This is a genomic window from Pseudomonas sp. OIL-1 (genome assembly GCF_010669185.1).
GTDB classification, from domain to species: Bacteria; Pseudomonadota; Gammaproteobacteria; order Pseudomonadales; family Pseudomonadaceae; genus Halopseudomonas; species Halopseudomonas profundi.
The window spans coordinates 3,950,392-3,973,190 of sequence record NZ_CP048629.1 but is presented as its reverse complement, the minus strand read 5'-3'; the positions used below and the strand labels follow the sequence as shown (position 1 = coordinate 3,973,190).

Genomic DNA, 22,799 nt, shown 5'->3' with positions numbered 1-22,799 from the left:
GTTTATTCTGTGAACTCCATAGCAGCAGTCTAGCAACGGCTTGCGAAGCTGGGAAACCGAGCGGCAAAAAAGTCGCGAAGTGCCAGTAATCACCGCTCGGGGCAGCGACTAGCGACAGGGTCCAGGCCTGTCAGGGTGATGGCAGCTGCGGGACGACACTCGGCAGCGGAGGGCAAGCTCGTTTTCACCGCGCCGGGGCGTTAATATGCCCGGCTTATTGATAGCCGGAGCATCCCATGACCGAACCCACCGATACCTATGCAGCTATTCTCGGTGCCACCGCCAAGATCGAATGGAAAGCCCTGGAACCGCATTTTGCTCGCGGCCAGGTGTTATGGGCGGCAACGGATCTGGATCTGGTCGAGGTCGCTCAGGCGTTGATCAAGGATGACAGCGCGGCAGTGAAAGGCTGGATGGACCAGAGCAAGGTCGCGCTGGCGACGGATGAGCAAGCGCAGGACTGGCACGCGCGCGACCCGGATAATCTGTGGGCGGTGGTCGTGCGCCCCTGGGTATTGGTGCAGGAGCGCAGTTAGCGCGAGATTGAGCGCTAACCGTTTAGGCGAGGCGCGTCCGCAGCCAGGCGCTCAAGGCATCGACCAGCAACACCATGACAATCATCGCCAGGATAACGGTCATCGCCCGCGGCTGCTGAAACAGGCTGAGCGTCACATACAACATCTGCCCCAGTCCGCCGGCGCCGACGAACCCGAGCACCGCGGCCATGCGGATATTGTTCTCCCACCGATACAGGCTGTACGCGACCCATTGCGGCATCACGTTCGGCAGGGTGCCGTAGCAGAACGCGGCAACCGGGCCAGCGCCTGCATCACGTAGCGCCTGCGCCGGTTCGGTCGGGGTGTTTTCCAGCGCTTCGGCAAACAGGCGCCCGAGCACACCGGCGGTGTGCAGTGCGATGGCCAGAGTGCCGGCGAAGGGGCCAAGCCCTGCGGCCAATACCATCAATGCCGCCCAGACCAGTTCGGGCACGGAGCGCAGCGCATTGAGCAGCAAACGCGACAGGCTCTTGGCGATGCGCCCAAGCCGGCCAGCGGCCAACAGGCTTAACGCTGCCCCGGCCAAGGCAGCCAACAAGGTGCCGATGGCTGATATCGCCAGGGTTTCCAGGGCGCCGCGCGCTATTTTTGAGAGCCAGTCGGGTGAGGTCTCCGGCGGAAAGAACGACTGGGCGTAGCTGAGCATCTGCTCCGGGCTGTCGCCACGGAACAAGCCGAGTAGATCCATGCCCAGATAAACAAACGAAGCGATCAGCGCTGCGATTATGGCGCTGCTCCAGAGCAATGCTTCGAGCCGCCGACTCATGCCAGCCTCCGGCGCAACAGCGTGCTGAGTTGATCGGCCAGCAACACCAGAACCAGGAAAGTAAGCAGAATGCTGACCACCTCACCGCCGGCAAACATGCGGATCGACAAGTCGATCATTTGTCCGAGTCCGCCAGCGCCGACAAAACCCATGATCACCGAGGCGCGCACCGCGCATTCCCAGCGGTAGATGGTGTAGGACATAAGCTCCTGCGCTGCGGCCGGCAGCACGCCGTAGAAGAACGCCGCCAACCGGGAGCTGCCGGCCTGCATCAATGCCCGGGCCGGCCGCTGATCGACTGATTCGTAGATTTCCGCATACACCTTGCCGAGCATGCCGCTATAGGTAATGGCGATTGCCAGCACGCCGGCGGTGGGACCGAGCCCGACCGCACGAACAAACAACAGCGCCCAGACGATTTCCGAAATACTGCGCAGCAGAATCAGGAGTAAACGCACCGGATAGCGTGCCGCGCTGGCCCAGCGTGAAGGGCGACCGGTTAATAAAGCGGAAACAGACAATGCGCGGCTGGCGAGCAGGCTCAGCGGAATTGCCAATAGCAACGCCAGAGCCAGGCCGGCGGTGGCCATGGCCAGGGTTTCCAGCGTCGCCTTGCCGAGCAAGGCAAGAAATTCCGGCGAGGTGTCGGGCGGCCAGAATCCGGCTAGGAAACGGCTGAACACGTCCAGATTGCGTGGATCAACCAGGGCGGCGGGCGCAAACTCAGTAATAACTAGGCCAGGCCACAGCAGAGCGATGGCCAACACGGTGATAAACAGCCGGGGCAGGGCAGCCGGATCGCGACTGGCAACGGCGGGTAACACTAGAGGCATCGCGGCGCGGTCCGGGTCAGGTTTTCCTGTAGGGGAGCGCTGACTTGTGTCGGTTCGGTGGTAGCAGCCTGAAGGCTTGCATTTACGTACAGGCCGTTGAGGTCTTTGTCGGTTACTTCAGTAGCAGCGCAGTCGAACAGAATATTACCGTCGCGCAGACCAATCACCCGCGGGAAGTGTCGTAAGGCCAGATCCACGGCGTGCAGACTGGCAACCAGGGTAATCCCGCGCTCGTCAGCAATGCGGTTGAGCAATGCCAAGGTATGGTCCGCCAGCACCGGGTCCATGGCGGAAACCGGCTCATCGGCCAACAACAGATCAGCGCCCTGATACAACACGCGGGCAATACCGACGCGCTGAAGCTGCCCACCGGACAGCTGATCACACCGTGCGAAGAGCTTGTCCGCCAGATCTAGCGGCTGAAGTGCGGCGCGGGCGCCTTCGGCGTCCAATGGATAACAAAGCGATGCCAGCGCACGCGGCAACGACCATTGGCCGAGCCTTCCAGCCAGTACCGCGGTAACGACTCTTTGCCGCGGCGGCAGGGGCGGGCTCTGGTGAATCAAACCGATACGCGTGCGGAGTTGGCGCAATGTGCGGCCACGCAGTTGCGTCGGGTCATTATCCAGCAGGCTCAGGCGACCTGCGCTGGGGTTCAGGCCGGTGCCAAACAGGCGCAACAGGGTGGTTTTGCCGGCACCGGACGGGCCGATAATCGCCACCCGTTCGCCGGCGGCGATTGTCAGATCAAGCTTTTCAAGTGCCCGAAAACCACCGGGATGGGTCAAGCCCACCCCGTCCAGTCGGATGCTCACTCCAGCAGGCCGGCAGCGCGTGCAGCTTCCTCGATGCCCTTATAGTTCTCGGCATTGGTTTCGATAAAGCGCGAGGCGCGCTGCAGATCAAGGATTTCTTTGTGCTCGGGGTTTTCCGGGTCCAGCTTGAGGAAGGCTTGCTTGATTTTCTCAGTCAGCTCTTCACCCAGGTCGCCGCGTACGGTCCAGTTGTAGTCGAAATAGGTCGGCGTACGGTTATATACACGCACCTTGTCGGTATCGACCTTGGCGTCTTCAACCAACTTGTCCCACACCGATGCGTTGAGTACGCCTGCATCCACACGGCCGGATTCAACCCAGGCGACGGTGGCGTCATGCGCGCCGGAGAAGGCAACGCGGCTGAAGAACTCGTCCGGATCGATGCCGTCCTGCTGCATGAAGTAGCGTGGCATCAGGTGGCCCGAGGTAGAAGAAACCGAACCAAAGGCGAAGCTTTTGCCTTCCAAATCAGTGTGTTTGGTGACGTCTTCATTGGCGGTAATAAAGGTGCTGGTGAATACCTCGTCCTGCTCACGCTGTACCAGCGGAATGGCATCGCCCGTGCGCAAACGCGCCTGCACGAAGGTGAAACCGCCAAGCCAGGCCATATCCAGCCGCTTGGCACCAAGCGCTTCAACCACGCCCGCGTAATCGGATACCGGCTGGAATTTCACTTCCATGCCTAACTCTTTCTCCAGATATGCCCCCAGCGGCTCGAACTTGCGCAGCAGCTCGGTGGGTGCCTCGTCAGGGATCGCAGATACGCGCAAAACCTCGGTATCGGCGGCGTGGGCAGAGGGGAAAATGGATGCAACAGACAGGCACAAACCAGCCATAACGGCCAGCGGACGTTTGATCATCGACATGTGTTTCTCCGGTTCAATAGCGGAAGACTCCCGACCGGGTGTCGAGGCCGGCCAGGGCGTGGCGCAAGTTTACTGCATCACGCAGTAGTGGCAAGCGGTCTGATGGCCCCTGGGGTTGACCACTACACACCCCCAGGCCTGGCAGGCGGGCGCTTCCTGGGGTTGGCGAGCGCCTCGGGCCGCGTTCGGACGCGCCGACAGGCTTGTTGCAGCCGTGAGAGTCTGGCGTAGCGCAGGCGCGCTACACCCCCAGGAAGGTCCTGCGAATGGGGCTGGTGGTTCCTGGGGTTGGCGTGCGCCTGCGCGCCGACAGGGTAGTATCTGATGCGAAGCTATTGGCATAGCACAGGCGCGCTACATCCTCAGGATGTAAGTCGGCCGGTGTGGTTCTTCTACTATCATTTCGCCGCGATCGGCCTCAAACCCCAGGCCCACACCGCAACACCCTGGCACTGACCAACGACTCCCCACCGGGCCCTTCCAGCCACCCGACAGTCGACCAGCCCAGCTGATTGGCCACCAGCCGATACTCATACCCCGCCTCAAATCCATCGTAATACACCGCCAGAATGCAGCTGCGCCGCTGGATATCACCCAACAACCCACTGGCAGACGCCCGTGCCGAGCTCTCATACCGATAGCGCACCTGTAGCTCATGCTCACCAGGCGGGATGTCATCAAACCGGAGCCCCTGGACCAGCTCTCCATCAAGCCGATAGGCACTGAGATGGTCACCCGGGCGCATGGTGTCGAGATTGATGCGCACCACATTCGGCGGCACTGGTTCATGGGGTTGAGAAACGCAGCCGGCCAGCAGCAGTGTCATTAAAAGAAAGGCACGCATCGCAGTCTCCGTTTTGCAAAAGGGGCGGGCTGGCTTGGTGGAAAGTACGTTGAACGCAGCCGGCCAGCGTCGCTGAGTACACAAGCTACACCAGCAATAAGCCATGCTGCTAAAGCTCAATCAACCAGGCGCATAGCAGTAGCCGCCACCGGAGCGGCAGGGCATTCTCACACACCGAATTCGATCAACTGCGCTTTGAATCGTTCAGAGCCCCGTGACAGGAGACTTCACATGCAGGATTTCAAGGGCAAGGTAGCGGTAATTACCGGCGGCGGCAGCGGCCTGGGGCGTGAGCTGGCGCTGTGCTGCGCTGCGCGTGGCATGAATCTGGTACTGGGCGATGTCGATGAAAAGGGCATGCAGGAAACCCTGCGCCTGGTGGAAGAAAAAGCACCCGGCACCGAGTCGGCCACCATGCGGCTGGACGTTTCCAAACTCGAGCAGGTACAGGCGTTTGCCGATCTGGCCAAGAGCCGCTTCGGCGGTGCGCATATCCTGTTCAACAACGCCGGTGTCAGCGTGGGCGGCCCGGTCTGGCTGAACACCCAAGCCGACTGGGAATGGGTGATGGGCGTGAACCTCTACGGCGTGGTGTGGGGCATCAAGGCCTTCACCCCGATGATGATCGAGCAGGGCGAAGGCCATATCGTCAACGTCGCCTCCGCTGCAGGCTGGCTGAACGGCCCGAGCATGGCGGTATACAACGCGAGCAAGCATTCAGTCGTTGCGCTGTCCGAAACGCTGGCGCTGGATCTGCGCGATGTGGGTGCTGAACAGGTCGGCGTCACGGTACTTTGCCCGGCGTTTTTCCCCACCGCCATCCACGAATCCGCGCGTAACCGTCCGGCTGACAAGGCTGACACCATTGTGCGCACTGAAGTCGCTGCTGAGCGTACCGCTGCTATTCAATCCGCCGTCGCCAAGGGCCGCATCAAGGCAGAAGACATTGCCGAGATGACGCTGAAAGCAGTTGAGGAGGATCAGTTCTACGTCTTCCCGCATCGCAAGATCAAGGATCTGATAAGGCTGCGCGCTGAAGCGGCGGGCGCTGAAAAAACTGTATTCGATTCGATGAATCCCTAAGCAGCAATATCCCGGCAAGCTCTGATACGAGCGTGCCGGGAGCAACACCCTCAACCAACCGAAGCCACCTTTCTGAACGGCAACACGTTTGGCTGCTCCGCCACCGGTTGCGTAGCCTCGACAGGTTTTGGTTTGGGTCGCGTTAGCAAGAATCCCTCAACTGCACGGCGTACTTCCCACCAGGCGGTGCGGTGTTCCATCTCCAGAAAGTGCCCGCAATGCCGTACGGTCACGAATTCGGCCTGCGGTGCTAGGCCGTTAAATTTCCGAGCGTCCTCCGGGCTGGTGTACTGGTCCCACTCACCGTTGATAAACAGCAACGGCACGTCGATGTTGCTCACACAGCGCATGTAGTTATCGGCCACCAGGCTCTTCATCTGCCGCACGTGATAAAGCATCTGCTCGTACTCGTGGTCTTCCAGCGTGCTGACGTGGCGGAAGTTGCAGCGCTTGAAGAAGGGCGGCAGATACTCGCCAATGGTGCGGTTGATCAGATCGCCGACTTTCTCACGGTCCAGTGCAGCCAGGCAATCCTCAGCCGAGGCCAGGTAATCATGCATGGGCGCGTTGAGTACCGGTGAAAAGGATTCGATCACCGCCTGCTTGATCCGCTCTGGCCGTTGGGCCAGCGCCAGCAAGGTTGCCACACCGCCCCAGGAGAATGACATTACCCGGTCCGCTTCAAAATGCTCGATCAGCTCAAGGAGAATAATCGCCTCGTCTTCCTTGCCGATCAAAGGCGGGCAGGGGTTGTACGGGCGTGACTGTCCGGCGTAGGGCATGTCGAACAACACCACGTTGAACAGCGGCTGCAGATAACGCAGCGTCTGACCAAAGGATGCACTGGTCGCCAGCGAACCGTTCACCAGAATGATCGTGCTGGTAGCGCCGGGGCAGGCGTAATAGCTGGTGTGCACCTTGAGGTCGCGGTGCACGCGAACGACCGCCTTGTTAGCATTCATGAAGCACCTCCGTCCGGGCGCGACCCGCTGCCGCGCCAATTGAGATGCTCCTAGCTAATCCTAACGGGATGACAAAGCGGTTGCAGAGCGGGTCCGCTGGTCGAACTTCATCTGGCTGTCATAAAGCGTTTACGGCCGAAACAGCTCATCCACCAGCTCAACAATCTTCGGCTGCACCTGCACATATTTATCCGGATGCCCACGCCCGTTGCTGGCATCGTAGATCGCATGCCCCGCCGGCCTGCCGCCGCGGTATACCTGTATAGCCGCGTAGGACATATAACTGCCGAGATCCACCGACCACCGCGCATCGTAGGTCAACGCCCACTCACAGGCCTGCGCCGCCGACCTGTTATGCACCAGATGATAATTCACCCCTCTGGACGACAGCGTCAGCAGGACGCTATCCAGCACCCCGCTGCGCACGCCGGGATTATTCACCACGCATAGCGGCGCGTTCGGTCGTTTATTGACATGTTCGATCTGCTGCTGGATGGAACAGCCGAAGAGAGGGAGGGCAAGCGCGAATACAGCAAACAGCTTTCCGTGCATGGTAAATCCGTTTCAGGTATGGCAGCGGGGCATGATGCCGTTGCGGGGGCGGTTTGCCAAGGTCGGTAGGCCGCCCTAACCATTGGCAGCGGTCATTTCACGTAACACCATCTAAGTGGAGATAACCATGAGTACAACTAGCTTAAGCCTTGACGACGAGCTCATCGAGAAAGCTTGAAGAAATGTTCGCCGACCCCAGTTTCTCTCGCTCGGCCAGTTATACAGGTTGTCGCTCTTTGGGAATTGTCGAGTTCCACCTCGACAGCGCCTTCTTCTGAACGCACGCAAGCCCACACGGCGGCATCATCGTCTCGATCACCCAGGAAAATTAAATCTGTCGCTTTTTTTGACCGTGGATCAGCCAGCAGTTCGCTGATAAAAAACCTGCCCAGCTCTTTCGATGTGCTCCCGCAAACTGTCATTGTCTATATGCGTGTATAGCGAGAGGTCAACAGACCAGGGCAATAGCAAATCGTCGATCTGGTTCTCGATAGCCAGCAAGTCGTGCATATCCAGGGCCTCGCCCTTGAGTGTCAAGTCTATGTCAGATCCCGGGCGATAATTTCCTTTGGCTCTAGAGCCGTAGATCCAGACACTCTCGATGTCAGGCCAGCGGTCAAACAAGTGTCGCAGAGCAGCGATGGCTGTAGCGGGAAGACCAAATGGAGTTTCTGCGGTCATGGCTGATCTGCAAGGGTCTGCATCTGGATGGCGAACTGTTCGAATAAATCGTGGTAGATGTTCAGAATGTTATCCGTAATCGCATTGGCCACCGCTTCGTTATAGGTATGTGCGGACTGATTGCGGCTCTTGATCATTTCCATCCAACCTTCACCGTCGGTGATCAGCTGCTGCTTGAACGCGCTGCGGATGGCATCACGGGAACCGGTGATAGCAGGGTTGCCCTGATACAGAAAATAATCTTTCATCAGATTCCAGGCCAGCTCAAAAACGAACTCGAACGCCTGAATAAGCCCCTGTTTTTCCAGGTCGCTGAGCGGGCGGGTTCCGGCCAGGTCCACAGCGTCTCGCAGGCGCGATAGCGCACGCTGATAGTTGGCGAGTCGTTGCAGCCAGCGAATATCCTGATCAGCCATGGATAGCTCCGAGGTTGTTAGCGAGGCGGTTAGCTTATCCGCTAGCGCTATGGGAGACCAGCCGCTATCCAGCCAGCGCCAACCGACTGCGCGCTCCCTACGATTAATCTCCAAAATAGGTTGAACGGGCAGCATTGGCGGTCCTGGCGATGAGAGATCAAGTTTACGGAGGCAGGAATGTGCGGGTATTCCCAGTATCGGAAGAGCCTGGCTCCATCCCGAATACCGGGAAAATGTACCTGAACTGACCCCATTTCCTTGCGCATGCATCCCACGCCAACCCTCAATTGTGCTTTACCAAGCGGCCTTCCGATCTGGTTTGCGCAGCTCATTGGCTGCGGCATCGCCTGTCATTCCGGCTCGTGGATTGGACAGCCGTTATGTGTCGCGCGAAATCCTGCAGACATTTCGTAGGCAGGTTTACGTGCTCGCATTATTCCACCGAGCGGGCGATGCGCGGCCAGCCCGTGCCAGGGGCTGAACGACATCCCGTCATCGATGCGTCTGGCCAGCTCGTCGGACCAGCCTTTTTGCGGTTTCAGCTCGATACGGCCTACCGGAACGTACGGGCTCTGTTCTTCCGGCCATTCCACGGTGGCGTCTTCGATGGGCATTGCCTCCAGGTCGGTGGCCAGTTGTACGCGCACTTCCCAGGTGCCGCCGTGGTTGGCGAAGTGTTCGGTGATTGCGTCGCGCAGAGCGTTTGGACCGTCCTTCAGGTCCAGCGGCTGATCTTTGAGCCGCTGCAGATCGGGGGAAATGGGCGCCACGCTCAGCTTGGCGAAATACGGACCCCAGAGCATCGGTACGACACTGTAGTAGGTTTCGCCGAGCATGTTGGTCGCCGGATGCCCGCCCAGCCCCTTGAGCGTTGCGCTCTCACCACCGGCTTTCTCGATCAGCAATTCGGCGCCACGCAGTACCGCTGATAATACCTGTTTGGCCTGTGGCGCACGGTCCGTGGTTTTCGCCAGCAGTTTCAACGAACGCGAGAAGGCCTTGATGTCCGGAGCCATGAACACCGGCGCGTTGACCAGTACAAAATCCTGCGTAGTGGCATTTTCTGAGCTCGGTAACCGCTCGCCCGCAATGCGCGTAATCTTCAGCGCCATCCCACGCGGTGTGGAAACCTTATCGTCGAGGATGTCGCCCGGATTGGTCGACAGACGCATGATGAGCGGGAACCTGCCCGGCCGGGCGAAGGCGCCCTGAGCCAGTTCCTCAGGCAAATCATCAAGGACGGTCAGCTCGCCTTCCAGCAAGCCATGACTCTTGGCGTGGACGCTGCGGATCGCGTGACCACCATCGGCGTAGGTGGTCTGCAGGATGTCGCGTAGCGAGTCGATGATATCCCGCTGAACCTCGGCTTCGTTGTCGTCAACTTGCTCAAAATGTGGCTCGAAGGGCAGAGGGCGTATCGAAAGGTGTGCCATGTGCTGTCTCCAATGAGTAAAGGCAGGCGCTCATTGAATGGACAGGCTGGATCGAGGCTTGTTCGTTTGCGTCATTCGGCTGACCTGTCGGTTCACCTGACCACTACAACCCGAATGCCTTTGTGGGGTAACACTTCTCGCGTTGGGAGCATTTGTGGGAAGAGGTAACACCCAAGGGGGTAAAAGGTAACACCGGTTGGGTTGGGAGCTGGGCTGGCAAACACGCACAGGACATAACTTATTGATTTATAAGGTTTATACGAACTTGGCACGCAGTCTGCTTTGTTAACAGTACAACAAAAATAAAAATCGCAAACATACTAATAAAAACAAGATTCAGCTCCACACATAAAAAGAACAAAACGTGCGAGTGCAGCAAACTGATTTTTTTGGAGAATGGGGAGATTTCTTCCTGCGCGTCCAAAGCAATCCGCTTGCTTTAAGCAACCCGGGATGGGTTTCACGGGGTGGCAATGCCGCCCAGCCCAAAAGAACAAGAAACAGCTCGAGAACAACAAGAACAACCAAAGGGGAGCGAAAGCTCCCCTTTGAGCTTTCTGCAGTCGGAAAAATCCCTTCTCTGTCCACCGGTGCTGTATTGGCCGATCTGAATAGCTCTTCGAGTATCCGTCAACTAGCGCCAACAACGCAGCGAAACGTTCATCTGACCCCGGTTTTAATCAGCTAACTTTACTCGGCTATAGCTATGAAGAGGACGCGGTGGTTCTGTATCTCCTCGTCCTCGGGGCGCATGAGAATTTCTACCGCGACGTGAGAAGAGGTGGTTAACGGATGCTCGTGTTCATCTGGTTTATTCTCATCTGGCTCAGAGGTCCGCATTTATTCCTGATGAACCACTCCGAAACGTTCATCTGACCCCAATTTCTCCCACAATTTTTCCACGGAGAAGCGTTCATCTGCCTTAGTTTTGCGGGATTGCTGTACTGGCAAGGAAGTAGTAACGTAGCTACATATACTAGGGCGAGCGAGGTTAGGGCATGACTACTATTACCACGGTATCAAGCCGGGAGTTCAACCAGGCGGCCAGCGAAATAAAACGGGCCGCAAATAATGGCCCGGTCTTTATCACTGATCGTGGCCGACCGGCGCATGTACTGTTAAGTATTGAGCTGTGGCAGCGTTTGACCGCAAGCCACACAAAAATAGCCGATTTGCTGGCGATGCCTGGGATTGATGACGCGGAGCTGGAAATTTCGCGTTCGCGTGAATCGGCACGACCTGCGGACTTTTCCTGATGTTTCTGCTCGATACCAATGTCATCTCGGAGCTGAGAAAAGTGAGATCAGGTCGAGCCGATACTAACGTGGCACAGTGGGCCGACAGTGTGGATGCCGTGGATTTGTATGTATCTGCAATCACGGTACAGGAACTGGAAATGGGTATCCTGTTGGCCGAGCGCCGTGATCCTCCGCAAGGCGCTATTTTTCGGACCTGGTTCGACAGCCACGTTTTGCCTGCTTTTGCGGGGCGCATCCTGCCGGTGGACACAGCGGTGGCGCAACGTTGCGCTGCGCTTCATGTCCCCGATCCGCAGCCGGCGATGGATAGCCTTATCGCGGCTACCGCTCTGGTGCATGGTATGACGCTGGTAACGCGAAACGTCGCGGACTTTCAGTCATCTGGCGTGGCGCTGCTGAATCCTTGGGAGCCCTGCTAAAGCACCGCTCGGCAGGTAGGACCTGAATTTTTAGAGCACATGCTCGGTTGGCGGCAGAAACATTCATCTGACCCCAATTTTCCCGCTGACTTTACTCGGCTATAGCTATGAAGAGGGCGCGGTGGTTTTGTATCTCCTCGCCCTCGGGGCGCTTGAGAATTTCTACCGCGACGTGAAAGAGGTGGTTAACGCGGGCTCGTGTGCATCTGGTTTATTCTCATCTGGCCCGGACGTCCACATTTACTCCTGATGGACCATTCCGAAACGTTCATCTGACCCCAATTTCTCGTAAAGCTTTCCCCGTCCTGCCCGATAACCTCCATGTTGGCGGCAGCTGCTTTCTGGCCTGTCAACCCGGCCAAGAACGTTTTTCTGAAAAAGATTAAAGCTCCTGGCCAGTACGCCGATAAAGGGATTGAACGCGAACATTATGGGTGTCTGGGCGAGTCCTGACCCATGAGTCGCTAGCTCAGACAAACATTGATTTGGTCAAACGGAGATTTACCCATGGCCCTTACAGTAAACACTAACGTAGCTTCACTGAACGCCCAGCGTAACCTGGGTACTTCTTCCAGCAACCTGCAGACTTCCCTTGAGCGTCTGTCGTCTGGTTCGCAGATCAACAGCGCCAAGGACGACGCCGCCGGCCTGCAGATATCCAACCGCCTGACCAGCCAGATCAATGGTCTGGGTGTGGCAGTCAAGAACGCCAACGATGGTATCTCTCTGGCTCAGACCGCTGAAGGCGCCCTGCAGGAATCAACCAACATCCTGCAGCGTATGCGTGACCTGGCTCTGCAGTCGGCCAACGGCGGTAATGGCGACTCCGAGCGGAAAGCTTTGAACGATGAAGTGGTTCAGCTGAAGAATGAATTGGATCGTATTTCGACCCAAACCAAGTTTGGTAGCAAGTCGCTGTTCGACGGAAGTTTCGCCGAAAATATTCAGGTTGGCGCCGAAGCCAATCAAACGATCAGCGTTAAAATCGACAGCTTTCGGACCACGGAGCTGGGTACCAAAGCAAGCCGTGAAGCTACAGCGGCCTCCGTTGTAGCGGCTGGCGCTCCCACAACCTTGACAATCGGTGGCCAAACCCCGGGCACAGCGTCAGTGGTGCGAGGTACCGACAACACCGTTACTGCCGCAGCCGGCACTCTTCAAATTGGGACGCTCGGCGTTACATTGGCTGGCGGCGAAGACGCTGCGGCGGTGGTTCAGAAGATCAACACCGCAGCGCAAGCGGCTGGCGGTGCGGCTGGGGCGATCGAAGCATCCGTTGGCACGGGCGTCGATGCTGGTAAGGTGATTTTGACTGAGAAAGCAATCGACGGAGAATTCTCTGGAGATGCGATCGTCATTACCGATGATGCCATATCTCAGTCGGTGTTCGGTGCCGATACTGGACCAGCTTTGGCAGTCGAAAGCTCGACAGGGAATGGGCCAGGTGCCGCCACTAACAACACGTTCAGCATTGCTTTGACTGGGCAGGACGCTAGTGGGAATCCGCTCGACGTGACCGCGCAGCCGATTACTATCGAGGCTGGTACGTACACGACCGTCGAATCGCTGGCTGATAACATCAACCAACAGATTGCCAAAAACGGGCAATTGAAAGGAGAGGTCCGAGCTACCGTTAACGAAGGTAAGCTAGAACTCGTAACCACTGATAAAGGGTCAACTTCAAGCGTAACATTGACTACTGTCGCTGCAGACACCCTCGCCAACCTGGGATTCACCGGCACGCTGACCGACACCGGGACCGCAAAGGGCGCGACCACTATCGACGCTTCGGTTGAGAAGATCGATATCTCGAGCGTCAAAGGCGCACAAGATGCCATCGCTACTATCGACGCAGCGTTGGCCGAAGTAGACACCACTCGCGCTTCCCTGGGCGCTGTACAGAACCGCTTCGAATCGACGATCAGCAACCTGCAGAACGTATCCGAGAACGCGTCCGCTGCCCGCAGCCGCATAATGGACACTGACTACGCTGCCGAATCTGCCAACATGACCAAGAACCAGATCATGCAGCAGGCCGGTACTGCGATGCTGTCCCAGGCGAACCAGCTGCCGCAGGCTGTACTTAGCCTGCTGGGCTAAGGTAGCAGGCGGTAACGACGCGGGGAGAAGGGTGACCTTCTCTCCGCTTTTTTCTATGCGAGGTGAGTACCATGGATATGGGCACTTTAAAACCGTTGGAAATCAACCGTAGCAGCATCAGTGCTGCGCCGGTCGAAGCGGGCCTCAATAGCCGTACGCACAATCGATCGATGGAAACGGCGCAGCTCAAATCGGCGATGCTGCCGGTAGGGACGCAATCTCCAACTGCCGTTGAGCAATCCGCTGAAATTGATCGCAATGCGCTGGATTCAGCCGTGATCGATATTCAGGATTTCACCCAGTCGGTCAGTCGTGATATCGAGTTCCAGCTCGATGATTCCACTGGCCAGGTCGTCATCAATGTGACCGAGCGCTCAAGTGGCACCGTAATTCGTCAGATCCCTTCTGAAGAAGCGTTGCGCCTGGCTGAGAATATTTCCGAAATCCGCAGCCTGCTGTTCAAGGCGGAAGCCTGATTTGCAAGCCGGTTCAGCTGGCACGTAACTTGCCTTATGACCGGTAACGCTGTTCGGGTTCAATATCCGTCAAAATTTTGGTCGGAAGGATATCAACATGGCTATTACAGGAATCGGTTCGGGCATGGACATTCAGGGCATGGTGAATGCTCTGGTGAATGCCGAGGCTGCACCGAAAAGCGCGCAGCTTAATCGTCTGGAAAAGGCGACCACCGCCAAATTTTCCGGACTCGGGCAATTCCGTAGCGCCATTTCTGATTTCCAATCCGTCGTGAAGGATCTCAACAGTGCTTCGCTGTTCGAGAAACGAACTGCTACTTCCGGCAAAACCGATGTGTTCAGTGTGAAAGCTGACAGCAAGGCGGTTGCTGGAAACTATAGCGTGCAGGTGTTCACTCTGGCGCAAAGCAGTAAGGTGGCGCTGCAGGGTTTTGATGATCCAGCCGCATCCCTTGGTGCTGGCGAGCTGAGCATCAGCTTCGGTGGCGACGAACCGCTGACGATTGATCTTGCTGATGAAGCCAGCAGCCTTACGGACATTCGCGACGCCATCAACAAGGCGGGCAAGGACCAGGGGCTGAGCGCGACTATTGTCAACGACCCGAACGGTGAGAGCGGGGCGCGACTGGTGCTGAGCTCCACCAAAGCCGGTGACGGAAATGATATTTCGGTTTCGGTCGCTACAGGTGGGGCCGAGTTGCAGAAACTCGCTTTTACACCGCCTCCTCAGCCTGCGCCTGGAGCAGAGCCGCCGGCGGCGGACCCCAAGGCCGCCAAGGTTATCACCTACGCTCAGGATGCCCGGTTTGCTATCGATGGCATCAACATGAGCAGCGCCACCAATACCATTACAGAAGCAATCGACGGGGTAACCCTGACGCTGCAGTCTGCGCAGTCAAAGGAAGATCTTGAGAAAGCCAACACTATCAGCCTGACCGTTGGCGAAGATCGCGCAGGCGTGAAGTCATCTTTGAAAAAGTTCGTTGATGGTTATAACAAACTGATGAGTACGGTTGGCTCCCTGACCAAAGTGACTGCGGTCGGTGGCGATGGCGGCACGCCCCTTACGGGTGCGCTGGTAGGCGATGCCTCGGTGCGCTCGTTCATGTCAAGCATTCGGGGCGATTTGGGTAACCCGGCTGGCACCAGCGAGGTGAAGATTCTCGCTGATCTGGGCATCTCCACCCAGCGAGACGGCACCTTGAAGATTGATGACGCCCGACTGGATAAAGCGCTTGATGAAAACTTCAGTCAGTTGAGTGGCTTCTTCACTGGTGAGACGGGCTTGATGGCGCGGCTCGAAAATACAGTGAAACCCTACACCCAGACGGGTGGGATTCTCGAGAGCCGCACCAAGGGCTTACAAAACACACTTAGTAGCGTGGACGATCAGCGTGAATCGCTAACTCGCCGTATCGGTAAGCTCGAAGCACGCCTGCTGAGCCAGTTCAACAAAATGGATTCGCTGCTTGGGCAGATGAACCAGACCAGCAGCTTCCTGGTGGGAGCGCTCTCCAACCTGCCCGGTGTTGTGAAAAAGGATAACTAAGTGACCAGCCCCATCGACACCTACAAGCAAGTCAACATCGCCCAGGAAGTCTCCCAATACCGCGCCGTGCAGCTATTGCTCAACGGCGCCATCGAGCGGATCAAGCTCGCCCGCCATGCCCAGGCGACGGGTAATCCTGAGCGCCGCGGCACGGCGGTAAGCAGCACTATCAGCATCATCGGTGCGTTGCAGGGGGCGCTGGACAAGGATCTGGGTGGCGAAATAGCCGAGAACCTGGATTCCCTATACGACTACATGACCCGCAAGCTGGCTGGCGTGGCGCTGAATGATACGCCCCGATCGCTGGATGAAGTGCAGGGGTTGCTGGAGGAGATCAAGGAAGGTTGGGACTGGATTGAGCCAAAGTAGGGCTTTGTGTGCTGCTGAAATGACGAACCCCGGTTTATAGACCGGGGTTTGTTGTTTCTGAACGGCAGTTTTTTGTTTGGTGATTTTGGCCGCGTTCGGACGCGCCGACGGAGTTTGAGGTGATTTGCAAGCTTGGCGTAGCGCGGGCGCACTACACCCCCAGGGGTGGTTTCCTGCGGCGAGTTGTACCGGTGGGCTGATTGTCGATGGGGGCAGGTTAACGCCGATGTGCCGGAGGGAAGCTGGGTTTGCCTGGGGTTGTAGAGCGCCTGCTCTACGACAGGGTTTTGTCGGGCGGATGGATTGTTGGCGTAGCGCATGCGCACTACATACCCAGGAGCGACGTCCCGTTGGGTTTAATGAACATTCAAATTACTCTTCAAGTTTTCCCCGTTCTGCCGATATATCAAGCATGTGCAATACACTCCAGGATATTTCGTGATGAACGCTTACTCAGCCATGAAGCAGTACCAGACCGTTAACGTGAACGCCCAGGTGACTGAGGCCGACCCGCATCGTTTGATACAGATGCTGTTCGAGGGCGGGCTGCAGCGGATTGCTCAGGCGAAGGGTGCTATGCAGTATGGCAACGTTGCATTGAAGGGTGAGCTGATCGGTAAGTCGATCGGTATCGTCAGCGGACTGCGGGAGTCGCTTGATACCAAAAAAGGCGGTGAGATGGCGGCTAACCTGGATAATCTCTATGCTTTCATGATCCAGCGCTTGAGCCAGGCCAACCTGAAGAATGATCCGGCCGTGCTCGATGAAGTAGCTAATCTGTTGCGCGAAATCAAAGAAGGCTGGGACACCATCCAGGCCTGAGGAGACGGACATGGCTGTTGCAGTCAAGCAATTGGAAGAGGCACACGTGGCGTTGATCGCCGCGGTGCAGGGTGGTGACTGGGAGCAGGTCGGCGAACTGGACGCGCTGTGCCGGCTGCTGGTCGGTCAGGCAATGGAGCAGCCGGACCGCAACGAGCAAGCCCTGGCCGAGGTGTTAACCTCTCTCTCCGAAACCTATAAGGAAGTCATCGCGCTATGTCAGGCGGTGCAGGGCAAACTGGCCGACGAACTGCACGGCCTACAACGTAGCAAGCAGAGCGCCAAGGTCTATCAGATGTTCAGCTGAAATGCCCGCTGTAGAGCTGATGCAGGCAGTTTGCCGGCATAGCAGTTTTGGTGCGCCAAGTATTTGACTCCCATCACAAATATGTCTATCTTTGACTCATCTTACAAAGGCATGGCATTGCGCCATCACGCCAATGGTCGGCTGCCTGTGAACAGGACTCGTGCATTCCCTTATGTTGCCAAATAATCACATTTTGTTGATCGAAGACTGCCCAGAAAGCCGGCGTGACCTGCAGGTCATTCTCGAGTTTCTAGGCGAAGACGCGGTTATCACCTGTTCGGAGACGTGGCAGGCGGATGTTGAGGCAGTGCTCGACAGCCCGGCTGCGGCGCGCTGTGTCATTCTCGGCCGCTGCGATCATCCGCAAGGCGCGCAGGGATTGCTGACCCAGCTCGATAAGTGGGATGCGAATCTACCGATCATTCTGTTCGATGGGCACCAGTCCACGCCATGGCCTGAGCATTTGCGTCAACGTCTGCTTGCCGTATTGGCTCCCCCCGTTGAGCTACAACCAATTGCTGGATTCGCTGCACCGCGCGCAGGTGTATCGCGAGGTAGTGGACACTCGTAACAAACGTGGCAGCCAGAGAGAACCCAACCTGTTCCGCAGCCTGGTCGGTACCAGCCGCAGCATTCAGTCTGTGCGACTGATGATGCAGCAGGTGGCAAACACTGAGGCAACCGTACTTATTCTGGGTGAGTCAGGGACGGGCAAGGAAGTCGTTGCGCGCAACCTGCATTACCATTCTTCCCGCCGCGAAGCGCCTTTTGTGCCGGTCAACTGCGGCGCGATTCCGGCAGAGCTGCTGGAAAGCGAGCTGTTCGGGCATGAGAAGGGCGCCTTTACGGGTGCGATTACCACGCGCGCTGGGCGGTTCGAGTTAGCGCAGGGCGGCACGCTGTTCCTCGATGAAATCGGCGATATGCCGCTGCCGATGCAGGTCAAGCTGCTGCGTGTGCTGCAGGAACGCACCTTCGAGCGCGTAGGCAGCAACAAGGTGCAGACGGCTGATGTGCGCGTCATTGCCGCCACGCACAAGAACCTGGAAGACATGATCGAGCAGGGCACTTTCCGGGAAGATCTGTTCTACCGCCTTAATGTGTTCCCCATCGAAATGCCGGCGATGCGTGAGCGGGTTGAGGATCTGCCGTTGTTGCTAAACGAGCTGATCACGCGCCTGGAACGCGAAAAGCGCGGTTCGATTCGCTTCAGCACCTCGGCCATTCTGTCGCTCTGTCAGCACGACTGGCCGGGTAACGTTCGTGAGCTCGCAAACCTGGTCGAGCGCATGGCGATCATGCATCCCCATGGCGTCATCGGTGTGAACGAATTGCCGCGTAAATTCCGTTACGTCGAAGATGATCACGGCGATCTGCGCAGCCAGCATGAAGAGAGCGAAGATGACGAGCGCGGTGAAGCCTTCAACGGATTGGTCGGATTGGATAGTCCCGCCTTCCTGCCGCCCGAAGGGCTGGACCTCAAGGAATACCTTGGTGGTCTGGAGCAGACTCTGATCCAGCAGGCGCTGGATGAATGCTCCGGTGTGGTAGCGCGTGCCGCCGAGCGCTTGCGTATTCGCCGTACCACGCTGGTTGAGAAGATGCGCAAATACGGCCTGAACCGCGGCGCTGAAGTCGTTGAAGAATGACAGAAGGCTGACGCTGCTTTGCGTAATTCCATATAGGTCATTGATTTATAAGGGTTTGATTTTAATGGCATAGGCCTTGCTATATTCCCTGTTGAAGAGCGTTTTCGTCATCAGGGGATTTTCATGGCCGTACCTGCTCAGCATTTGCCTCAAGACAATGGATTGCCCGCCGGCAGCGCAGAGGCTGAAACGCGGGATGCTGCCTCTCTTGAGCAGGCTTACCAGCAGTTCAGTAATCTTTCTGGTCAGCTTTCTGAATCCTATGCGCTGCTTGAACAGCAGGTCGCAACGCTGAAATCCCAGTTAGCCGAAGTCAGCCAGCAGCGCACCCGCGAGTTGGCTGAAAAAGCGCGCCTGGCCGGTCGGCTGCAAAATCTGCTCGATCTGTTGCCCGGCGGGGTAGTAGTGCTTGATGGGCGTGGCGTTGTGCGTGAAGTGAATCCCGCTGCGCGCGAGCTGCTGGGAGAACCCATCGAAGGCATGCTCTGGCGCGACCTCATTCGCGAACGTTTTGCGCCGCGTGAGGATGATTACCACGAAGTGTCGCTGCGCAGCGGCCGTCGCGTCTCCATGGCGACGCGTTCACTGATGGGTGAACCGGGCCAGCTGATCCTGATTACCGATCTCACCGAAACCCGGGCATTGCAGACCCAGCTGGCGCGGCATGAACGGCTGTCGGCTCTGGGCCGCATGGTCGCCTCGCTGGCCCATCAGATCCGTACACCGCTTTCTGCGGCGCTCCTATATGCCAGTCACCTCACCGATCCTGCGCTCGCGGACACCCATCGCCTGCGCTTCAGCGAGCGCCTGAAAGGCCGGCTGGAAAGCATTGAGCACCAGGTGCGCGACATGCTGTTGTTCGCCAAGGGTGACCTGCCGCTGGATGACCGGCTCAGTGTGAATGAATTGTTCGCAGCGTTACGCCAGCAGGCCGAGCCGCTTGTTGAGCAGGGCGGTGCGGTGTGCCGGTGGGATAACCGTTGCCCCGACTATCTGCAGCTGCGCTGTAACCGCGAAACGCTGGTCGGTGCGGTAATCAATCTCATCGAAAACGCCATACAGGCCGGTTCGCCCGCCGTGCGGCTGAAGGTGTGTGCGCGTCTGATCGAGGGTCAGCTGAGCCTCAGCGTGGTGGACGCCGGCGCAGGCATGACTGAAGCCCAGCTGGCTCGCATCGGAGAGCCCTTTCATACCACGCGCGAGCAGGGCACCGGACTCGGTGTTTCGGTGGTCAAGTCGGTGGCTAAAGCGCATGGCGGTGCGTTCTATATGCGCAGCAAGGCCGGTTGGGGTACCTGCGCCGAGATACTGCTGCCCTTTGCCCGGGAAATGCAGGGCGTTGCGCTGCTTGAGGAGCACATCTGATGCCGACGCGGATATTGCTGGTCGAAGACGACCGCGGCCTGCGTGAGGCGCTGGCCGATACGCTGCTGCTGGGCGGCTATGAATATTTTGAAGCGGAGAATGCCGAAACTGCATTGAAGCTGCTGGAGCGCGAAACCGTTTCGATGGTGGTCAGTGACGTGAACATGCCGGGCATGGATGGACACGATCTGCTGCGTATTCTGAATCAGCGGTATCCGCAACTGCCGGTTCTGCTCATGACCGCTTACGGCACCGTGCAGCAGGCGGTAACCGCCATGCGCGACGGCGCCGTGGATTATCTGGTCAAACCCTTTGAGCCCAAGGCGCTGCTGGATCTGATTGCCCAGCACAGCCAGGGCCGTTTGCAGCCGCTGGATGACAACGGGCCGGTGGCGGTTGAACCTGTCAGTCAGCAATTGCTGCGGCTGGCCGCGCGGGTAGCCGCCAGCGATTCCACCGTGCTGATTTCCGGTGAGTCCGGAACCGGCAAGGAAGTGCTTGCTCGTTATATTCACCAGCACTCACCCCGTGCCGACCAGCCCTTCATTGCAATCAACTGCGCAGCGATTCCCGAGAATATGCTTGAGGCGACGCTGTTCGGCCATGAGAAAGGCTCCTTCACAGGCGCCATTGCCGCTGCGCCGGGCAAGTTCGAGCAGGCCAATGGCGGTAGCCTGTTGCTCGACGAGATCTCGGAAATGCCCCTGGCCCTGCAGGCCAAGCTGTTGCGGGTATTGCAGGAGCGCGAGGTTGAGCGAGTCGGCGGGCGCAAGCTGATCAAGCTGGATATCCGCGTCGTCGCTACGACCAACCGCGACATGCTCGCTGAGGTGGCAGCAGGGCGTTTCCGGGAGGATCTGTACTATCGGCTCGGCGTGTTCCCGCTGCAGTGGGAGCCGCTACGCAACCGCCCCGGCGATATCTTGCCGATAGCCGAGCGGTTGCTTAACAAGCACATGCGCAAGATGAACCAGTCCCGCGTGCAGTTTGCCGATGATGCGCGCCAGGCATTGCGACAACATCCCTGGCCGGGGAACGTGCGCGAGCTGGATAACGCCGTGCAGCGTGCAATGATCCTGCAGCAGGGCGGTGTGATTCGGGCCCAGGATTTGTGTCTGGGCATGCTGCCGGGTGCGGCGATTCCCGCTCAAGCGCCTGTGCAGACTCCGGTTGTGCCGGCCTCGCCCGCAACCGCTGCGCCCCCTGTCGCGGGTGATCTTGAGTCGGGTGTGAAGGAACATGAGTATCAGATGATTCTGGATGTGCTGCGTGCGGAACGGGGCCGCCGGAAGGAAGCCGCCGAGCGCCTTGGTATCAGTCCACGGACCTTGCGGTACAAGCTGGCGAAAATGCGGGATGCGGGGTTTGTGGTTGAGGGCGGTGGGGTTTAGTTGAGCTGGTGTTGGTTTGGCTGATGGATGTTGCGTCCAGATCTGGTTTTTTTGTTGCTGTGAGTTACATCGCCGCGAGTCGCGCCTTGTATGGTTTTCCTACAGGTCCAAAACCAAAATGGACCTGTCAGGGTGGAGGGGCAAACGCGCCTTCCGGCCTTTCGGCACGGACTGTGGGAGATTCAGCCCCACCCTCACCACAACGCCAATAGAGAATCCATCGGCAGAGCGTCGCCCGCTTTGACCGACGATATGTTGCAAGCCAGCGTCTGGTGAGCCCTGACAAGTCAAAGATTACTTTAGCTTGGAGGACGTACCATGGCAAAGGCAGTCGAACCCGTTCTGACCGGTGTCGATGTCAGCAAAGCTGAGCTCGTGATAGCTCGCAGCGATTCGTCCGGGGTGGAGACCATTAGCAACGCCGTGGGCCCGACTAGACGGTGGCTGAAGTCTTTGCCACCTGGATCGAAGATTGCCCTGGAGGCGACCGGTATCTATCACCGCCAGCTTGCCAGGTTGGCGCACGAAGCAGGCTTTGAGCTCTATCTGCTGGACGGATACAAGCTCAACCATTACCGCAGTGGCGTCGGCACCCGGGCAAAGACTGATGCGTCAGATGCCAAGCTCATTCTCCGCTATCTCACCAAGGAAATGGACAGCCTTAAACCGTGGATACCTGCACATGATGCCTTCTATCGCGTCCAAGGGCTGATGCGCCGCCGGGCGTCGCTGGTTCATACCAGAGTAGCCCTGAGTCAAAGTCTGCAGGACATACCGGAGTTGAAACAGGCCGCCAAACAGCTAGATGCGCATATTCGCCGAGTAGAGCTGCTAATCGTTCAGCGATTAAAACAAGCTATGGCAGATGTCGGCTGGTGGCTCGTTGCCAAGCGCTGCAAGGCCATCGAAGGCATCGGCGACCTGACGGCCATGGCGCTGGCCAACACCTTCCATCGCGGCCCCTTCAAAACCAGTGACGCCTTCATTGCGTTCCTGGGCATGGATGTCAGAGTCAGAGACTCGGGCAAACAAATAGGTCGACGCAAGCTCACCAAGAAAGGCGATCCTGAGCTGCGCCGACTGCTCTACAACGCCGCGATGGCAGCGCGAAAAACACAGGCCTGGAAAAGCCTCTATGAAACCTATATTGCACAAGGACTCAAGCCGACCCAGGCGTTGGTCAAGCTGGCCAGGAAACTGGCCCGCATCGCTTTTGCCTTGATGCAGAACCAAACCACCTATCAACCAAAAACAGCCTGAAAGGGGTTGTGGTGAACCATAGAAT

The 22,799-nt window shown here is 57.9% G+C and carries 24 protein-coding genes and 2 pseudogenes; 16 read left to right on the top strand and 10 right to left on the bottom strand.

Annotation, left to right across the window (positions count from 1 at the left end):
* Positions 1-236: 236 nt before the first annotated feature.
* Positions 237-536 carry a DUF2288 domain-containing protein gene (locus G3M63_RS18285; protein WP_150302377.1) on the top strand — a complete coding sequence of 100 codons (300 nt, stop codon included), beginning with the start codon at positions 237-239 and terminating at the stop codon, positions 534-536.
* Between the two features lie 22 nt (positions 537-558).
* Here the strand turns inward: G3M63_RS18285 and phnE are convergent, their stop codons facing one another.
* From phnE to G3M63_RS18260, 5 genes are all read right to left on the bottom strand, one after another.
* The gene (gene phnE / locus G3M63_RS18280) at positions 559-1,323 is read right to left on the bottom strand and encodes a phosphonate ABC transporter, permease protein PhnE (protein WP_163984025.1); all 765 of its coding nucleotides are present in this window, start codon (positions 1,321-1,323) and stop codon (positions 559-561) included.
* Entirely contained in the window at positions 1,320-2,156 is an 837-nt protein-coding gene (locus G3M63_RS18275; RefSeq protein WP_163984024.1) for an ABC transporter permease, read from the bottom strand. Before G3M63_RS18275 ends, phnE begins: the two co-directional genes overlap by 4 nt.
* Positions 2,147-2,971 carry a phosphonate ABC transporter ATP-binding protein gene (locus G3M63_RS18270; RefSeq protein ID WP_163984023.1) on the bottom strand — a complete coding sequence of 275 codons (825 nt, stop codon included), beginning with the start codon at positions 2,969-2,971 and terminating at the stop codon, positions 2,147-2,149. Before G3M63_RS18270 ends, G3M63_RS18275 begins: the two co-directional genes overlap by 10 nt.
* Entirely contained in the window at positions 2,968-3,831 is an 864-nt protein-coding gene (locus G3M63_RS18265) for a putative selenate ABC transporter substrate-binding protein (RefSeq protein ID WP_163984331.1), read from the bottom strand. Before G3M63_RS18265 ends, G3M63_RS18270 begins: the two co-directional genes overlap by 4 nt.
* 424 nt (positions 3,832-4,255) lie before the next feature.
* The gene (locus G3M63_RS18260) at positions 4,256-4,681 is read right to left on the bottom strand and encodes a hypothetical protein (RefSeq protein ID WP_163984022.1); all 426 of its coding nucleotides are present in this window, start codon (positions 4,679-4,681) and stop codon (positions 4,256-4,258) included.
* A 231-nt stretch (positions 4,682-4,912) separates the two neighbouring features.
* Here G3M63_RS18260 and G3M63_RS18255 point away from each other — a divergent pair, with 231 nt between their 5' ends.
* Positions 4,913-5,764, top strand: coding sequence for an SDR family NAD(P)-dependent oxidoreductase (locus tag G3M63_RS18255; protein WP_163984021.1), 852 nt, complete (start codon positions 4,913-4,915; stop codon positions 5,762-5,764).
* A gap of 50 nt (positions 5,765-5,814) precedes the next feature.
* Here the strand turns inward: G3M63_RS18255 and G3M63_RS18250 are convergent, their stop codons facing one another.
* From G3M63_RS18250 to G3M63_RS18230, 5 genes are all read right to left on the bottom strand, one after another.
* Positions 5,815-6,726, bottom strand: a complete 912-nt coding sequence (locus G3M63_RS18250) for an alpha/beta fold hydrolase (RefSeq protein WP_163984020.1) — start codon at positions 6,724-6,726, stop codon at positions 5,815-5,817.
* A gap of 129 nt (positions 6,727-6,855) precedes the next feature.
* The gene (locus tag G3M63_RS18245) at positions 6,856-7,278 is read right to left on the bottom strand and encodes an Sbal_3080 family lipoprotein (RefSeq protein WP_163984019.1); all 423 of its coding nucleotides are present in this window, start codon (positions 7,276-7,278) and stop codon (positions 6,856-6,858) included.
* 357 nt (positions 7,279-7,635) lie between these two features.
* Positions 7,636-7,959 (bottom strand): nucleotidyltransferase domain-containing protein, encoded by a 324-nt coding sequence (locus G3M63_RS18240; protein ID WP_163984018.1) that lies wholly within the window; start codon positions 7,957-7,959, stop codon positions 7,636-7,638.
* Positions 7,956-8,375 carry a nucleotidyltransferase substrate binding protein gene (locus G3M63_RS18235; protein WP_163984017.1) on the bottom strand — a complete coding sequence of 140 codons (420 nt, stop codon included), beginning with the start codon at positions 8,373-8,375 and terminating at the stop codon, positions 7,956-7,958. The genes G3M63_RS18240 and G3M63_RS18235 overlap by 4 nt, the downstream gene beginning before the upstream one ends.
* A 350-nt stretch (positions 8,376-8,725) precedes the next feature.
* On the bottom strand, positions 8,726-9,808 hold the full coding sequence (locus G3M63_RS18230; RefSeq protein WP_163984016.1) for a catalase family protein: 1,083 nt from the start codon (positions 9,806-9,808) through the stop codon (positions 8,726-8,728).
* A 690-nt stretch (positions 9,809-10,498) separates the two neighbouring features.
* Between G3M63_RS18230 and G3M63_RS19620 the strand changes: the two are divergent.
* From G3M63_RS19620 to G3M63_RS18160, 14 genes and pseudogenes are all read left to right on the top strand, one after another.
* Positions 10,499-10,597 (top strand): annotated as a pseudogene (locus G3M63_RS19620) (type II toxin-antitoxin system RelE/ParE family toxin); the annotation flags it as partial.
* 209 nt (positions 10,598-10,806) lie between these two features.
* Positions 10,807-11,064, top strand: a complete 258-nt coding sequence (locus G3M63_RS18220) for a type II toxin-antitoxin system Phd/YefM family antitoxin (RefSeq protein ID WP_150299303.1) — start codon at positions 10,807-10,809, stop codon at positions 11,062-11,064.
* Positions 11,064-11,486: a type II toxin-antitoxin system VapC family toxin gene (locus tag G3M63_RS18215; protein ID WP_163984015.1), complete on the top strand. Its 423-nt coding sequence runs from the start codon at positions 11,064-11,066 to the stop codon at positions 11,484-11,486. Before G3M63_RS18220 ends, G3M63_RS18215 begins: the two co-directional genes overlap by 1 nt.
* A gap of 61 nt (positions 11,487-11,547) precedes the next feature.
* Entirely contained in the window at positions 11,548-11,736 is a 189-nt protein-coding gene (locus G3M63_RS19815) for a type II toxin-antitoxin system RelE/ParE family toxin (protein ID WP_163984330.1), read from the top strand.
* Positions 11,737-11,993: 257 nt separating this feature from the next.
* Positions 11,994-13,586 (top strand): flagellin, encoded by a 1,593-nt coding sequence (locus G3M63_RS18205; protein ID WP_163984014.1) that lies wholly within the window; start codon positions 11,994-11,996, stop codon positions 13,584-13,586.
* Positions 13,587-13,657: 71 nt separating this feature from the next.
* A complete protein-coding gene (locus tag G3M63_RS18200; RefSeq protein WP_163984013.1) occupies positions 13,658-14,062 on the top strand; it encodes a flagellar protein FlaG in 405 nt (134 codons plus the stop codon).
* Between the two features lie 97 nt (positions 14,063-14,159).
* Positions 14,160-15,611, top strand: coding sequence for a flagellar filament capping protein FliD (gene fliD, locus G3M63_RS18195; RefSeq protein ID WP_163984012.1), 1,452 nt, complete (start codon positions 14,160-14,162; stop codon positions 15,609-15,611).
* Positions 15,612-15,980 (top strand): flagellar export chaperone FliS, encoded by a 369-nt coding sequence (gene fliS, locus G3M63_RS18190; protein WP_163984011.1) that lies wholly within the window; start codon positions 15,612-15,614, stop codon positions 15,978-15,980.
* A 441-nt stretch (positions 15,981-16,421) separates the two neighbouring features.
* Positions 16,422-16,802 (top strand): flagellar export chaperone FliS, encoded by a 381-nt coding sequence (gene fliS / locus G3M63_RS18185; RefSeq protein ID WP_163984010.1) that lies wholly within the window; start codon positions 16,422-16,424, stop codon positions 16,800-16,802.
* A 10-nt stretch (positions 16,803-16,812) separates the two neighbouring features.
* Entirely contained in the window at positions 16,813-17,109 is a 297-nt protein-coding gene (locus tag G3M63_RS18180) for a flagellar protein FliT (protein ID WP_163984009.1), read from the top strand.
* Positions 17,110-17,281: 172 nt separating this feature from the next.
* A pseudogene (locus G3M63_RS18175) lies at positions 17,282-18,758 on the top strand (sigma-54 dependent transcriptional regulator).
* A 123-nt stretch (positions 18,759-18,881) separates the two neighbouring features.
* Positions 18,882-20,123 (top strand): PAS domain-containing sensor histidine kinase, encoded by a 1,242-nt coding sequence (locus tag G3M63_RS18170; RefSeq protein WP_163984008.1) that lies wholly within the window; start codon positions 18,882-18,884, stop codon positions 20,121-20,123.
* Positions 20,123-21,514, top strand: coding sequence for a sigma-54 dependent transcriptional regulator (locus tag G3M63_RS18165; protein ID WP_163984007.1), 1,392 nt, complete (start codon positions 20,123-20,125; stop codon positions 21,512-21,514). The genes G3M63_RS18170 and G3M63_RS18165 overlap by 1 nt, the downstream gene beginning before the upstream one ends.
* Before the next feature lie 318 nt (positions 21,515-21,832).
* Positions 21,833-22,774 carry a transposase gene (locus G3M63_RS18160; protein ID WP_163984006.1) on the top strand — a complete coding sequence of 314 codons (942 nt, stop codon included), beginning with the start codon at positions 21,833-21,835 and terminating at the stop codon, positions 22,772-22,774.
* Positions 22,775-22,799: the final 25 nt, after the last annotated feature.

Excerpts from the sequence above, each read along its gene's own strand:
- G3M63_RS18235 (WP_163984017.1), bottom strand. The coding sequence starts at position 8,375 with ATGGCTGATCAGGATATTCGCTGGCTGCAACGACTCGCCAACTATCAG.
- G3M63_RS18265 (WP_163984331.1), bottom strand. The coding sequence starts at position 3,831 with ATGATCAAACGTCCGCTGGCCGTTATGGCTGGTTTGTGCCTGTCTGTT.
- G3M63_RS18285 (WP_150302377.1), top strand. The coding sequence starts at position 237 with ATGACCGAACCCACCGATACCTATGCAGCTATTCTCGGTGCCACCGCC.
- G3M63_RS18250 (WP_163984020.1), bottom strand. The coding sequence starts at position 6,726 with ATGAATGCTAACAAGGCGGTCGTTCGCGTGCACCGCGACCTCAAGGTG.
- G3M63_RS18220 (WP_150299303.1), top strand. The coding sequence starts at position 10,807 with ATGACTACTATTACCACGGTATCAAGCCGGGAGTTCAACCAGGCGGCC.
- G3M63_RS18275 (WP_163984024.1), bottom strand. The coding sequence starts at position 2,156 with ATGCCTCTAGTGTTACCCGCCGTTGCCAGTCGCGATCCGGCTGCCCTG.
- G3M63_RS18245 (WP_163984019.1), bottom strand. The coding sequence starts at position 7,278 with ATGCACGGAAAGCTGTTTGCTGTATTCGCGCTTGCCCTCCCTCTCTTC.
- G3M63_RS18260 (WP_163984022.1), bottom strand. The coding sequence starts at position 4,681 with ATGCGTGCCTTTCTTTTAATGACACTGCTGCTGGCCGGCTGCGTTTCT.
- G3M63_RS18165 (WP_163984007.1), top strand. The coding sequence starts at position 20,123 with ATGCCGACGCGGATATTGCTGGTCGAAGACGACCGCGGCCTGCGTGAG.
- G3M63_RS18170 (WP_163984008.1), top strand. The coding sequence starts at position 18,882 with ATGGCCGTACCTGCTCAGCATTTGCCTCAAGACAATGGATTGCCCGCC.
- phnE (WP_163984025.1), bottom strand. The coding sequence starts at position 1,323 with ATGAGTCGGCGGCTCGAAGCATTGCTCTGGAGCAGCGCCATAATCGCA.
- G3M63_RS18230 (WP_163984016.1), bottom strand. The coding sequence starts at position 9,808 with ATGGCACACCTTTCGATACGCCCTCTGCCCTTCGAGCCACATTTTGAG.
- G3M63_RS18200 (WP_163984013.1), top strand. The coding sequence starts at position 13,658 with ATGGATATGGGCACTTTAAAACCGTTGGAAATCAACCGTAGCAGCATC.
- G3M63_RS18240 (WP_163984018.1), bottom strand. The coding sequence starts at position 7,959 with ATGACCGCAGAAACTCCATTTGGTCTTCCCGCTACAGCCATCGCTGCT.
- fliS (WP_163984010.1), top strand. The coding sequence starts at position 16,422 with ATGAACGCTTACTCAGCCATGAAGCAGTACCAGACCGTTAACGTGAAC.
- G3M63_RS18255 (WP_163984021.1), top strand. The coding sequence starts at position 4,913 with ATGCAGGATTTCAAGGGCAAGGTAGCGGTAATTACCGGCGGCGGCAGC.
- G3M63_RS18205 (WP_163984014.1), top strand. The coding sequence starts at position 11,994 with ATGGCCCTTACAGTAAACACTAACGTAGCTTCACTGAACGCCCAGCGT.
- G3M63_RS18215 (WP_163984015.1), top strand. The coding sequence starts at position 11,064 with ATGTTTCTGCTCGATACCAATGTCATCTCGGAGCTGAGAAAAGTGAGA.
- G3M63_RS18180 (WP_163984009.1), top strand. The coding sequence starts at position 16,813 with ATGGCTGTTGCAGTCAAGCAATTGGAAGAGGCACACGTGGCGTTGATC.
- G3M63_RS18160 (WP_163984006.1), top strand. The coding sequence starts at position 21,833 with ATGGCAAAGGCAGTCGAACCCGTTCTGACCGGTGTCGATGTCAGCAAA.
- fliD (WP_163984012.1), top strand. The coding sequence starts at position 14,160 with ATGGCTATTACAGGAATCGGTTCGGGCATGGACATTCAGGGCATGGTG.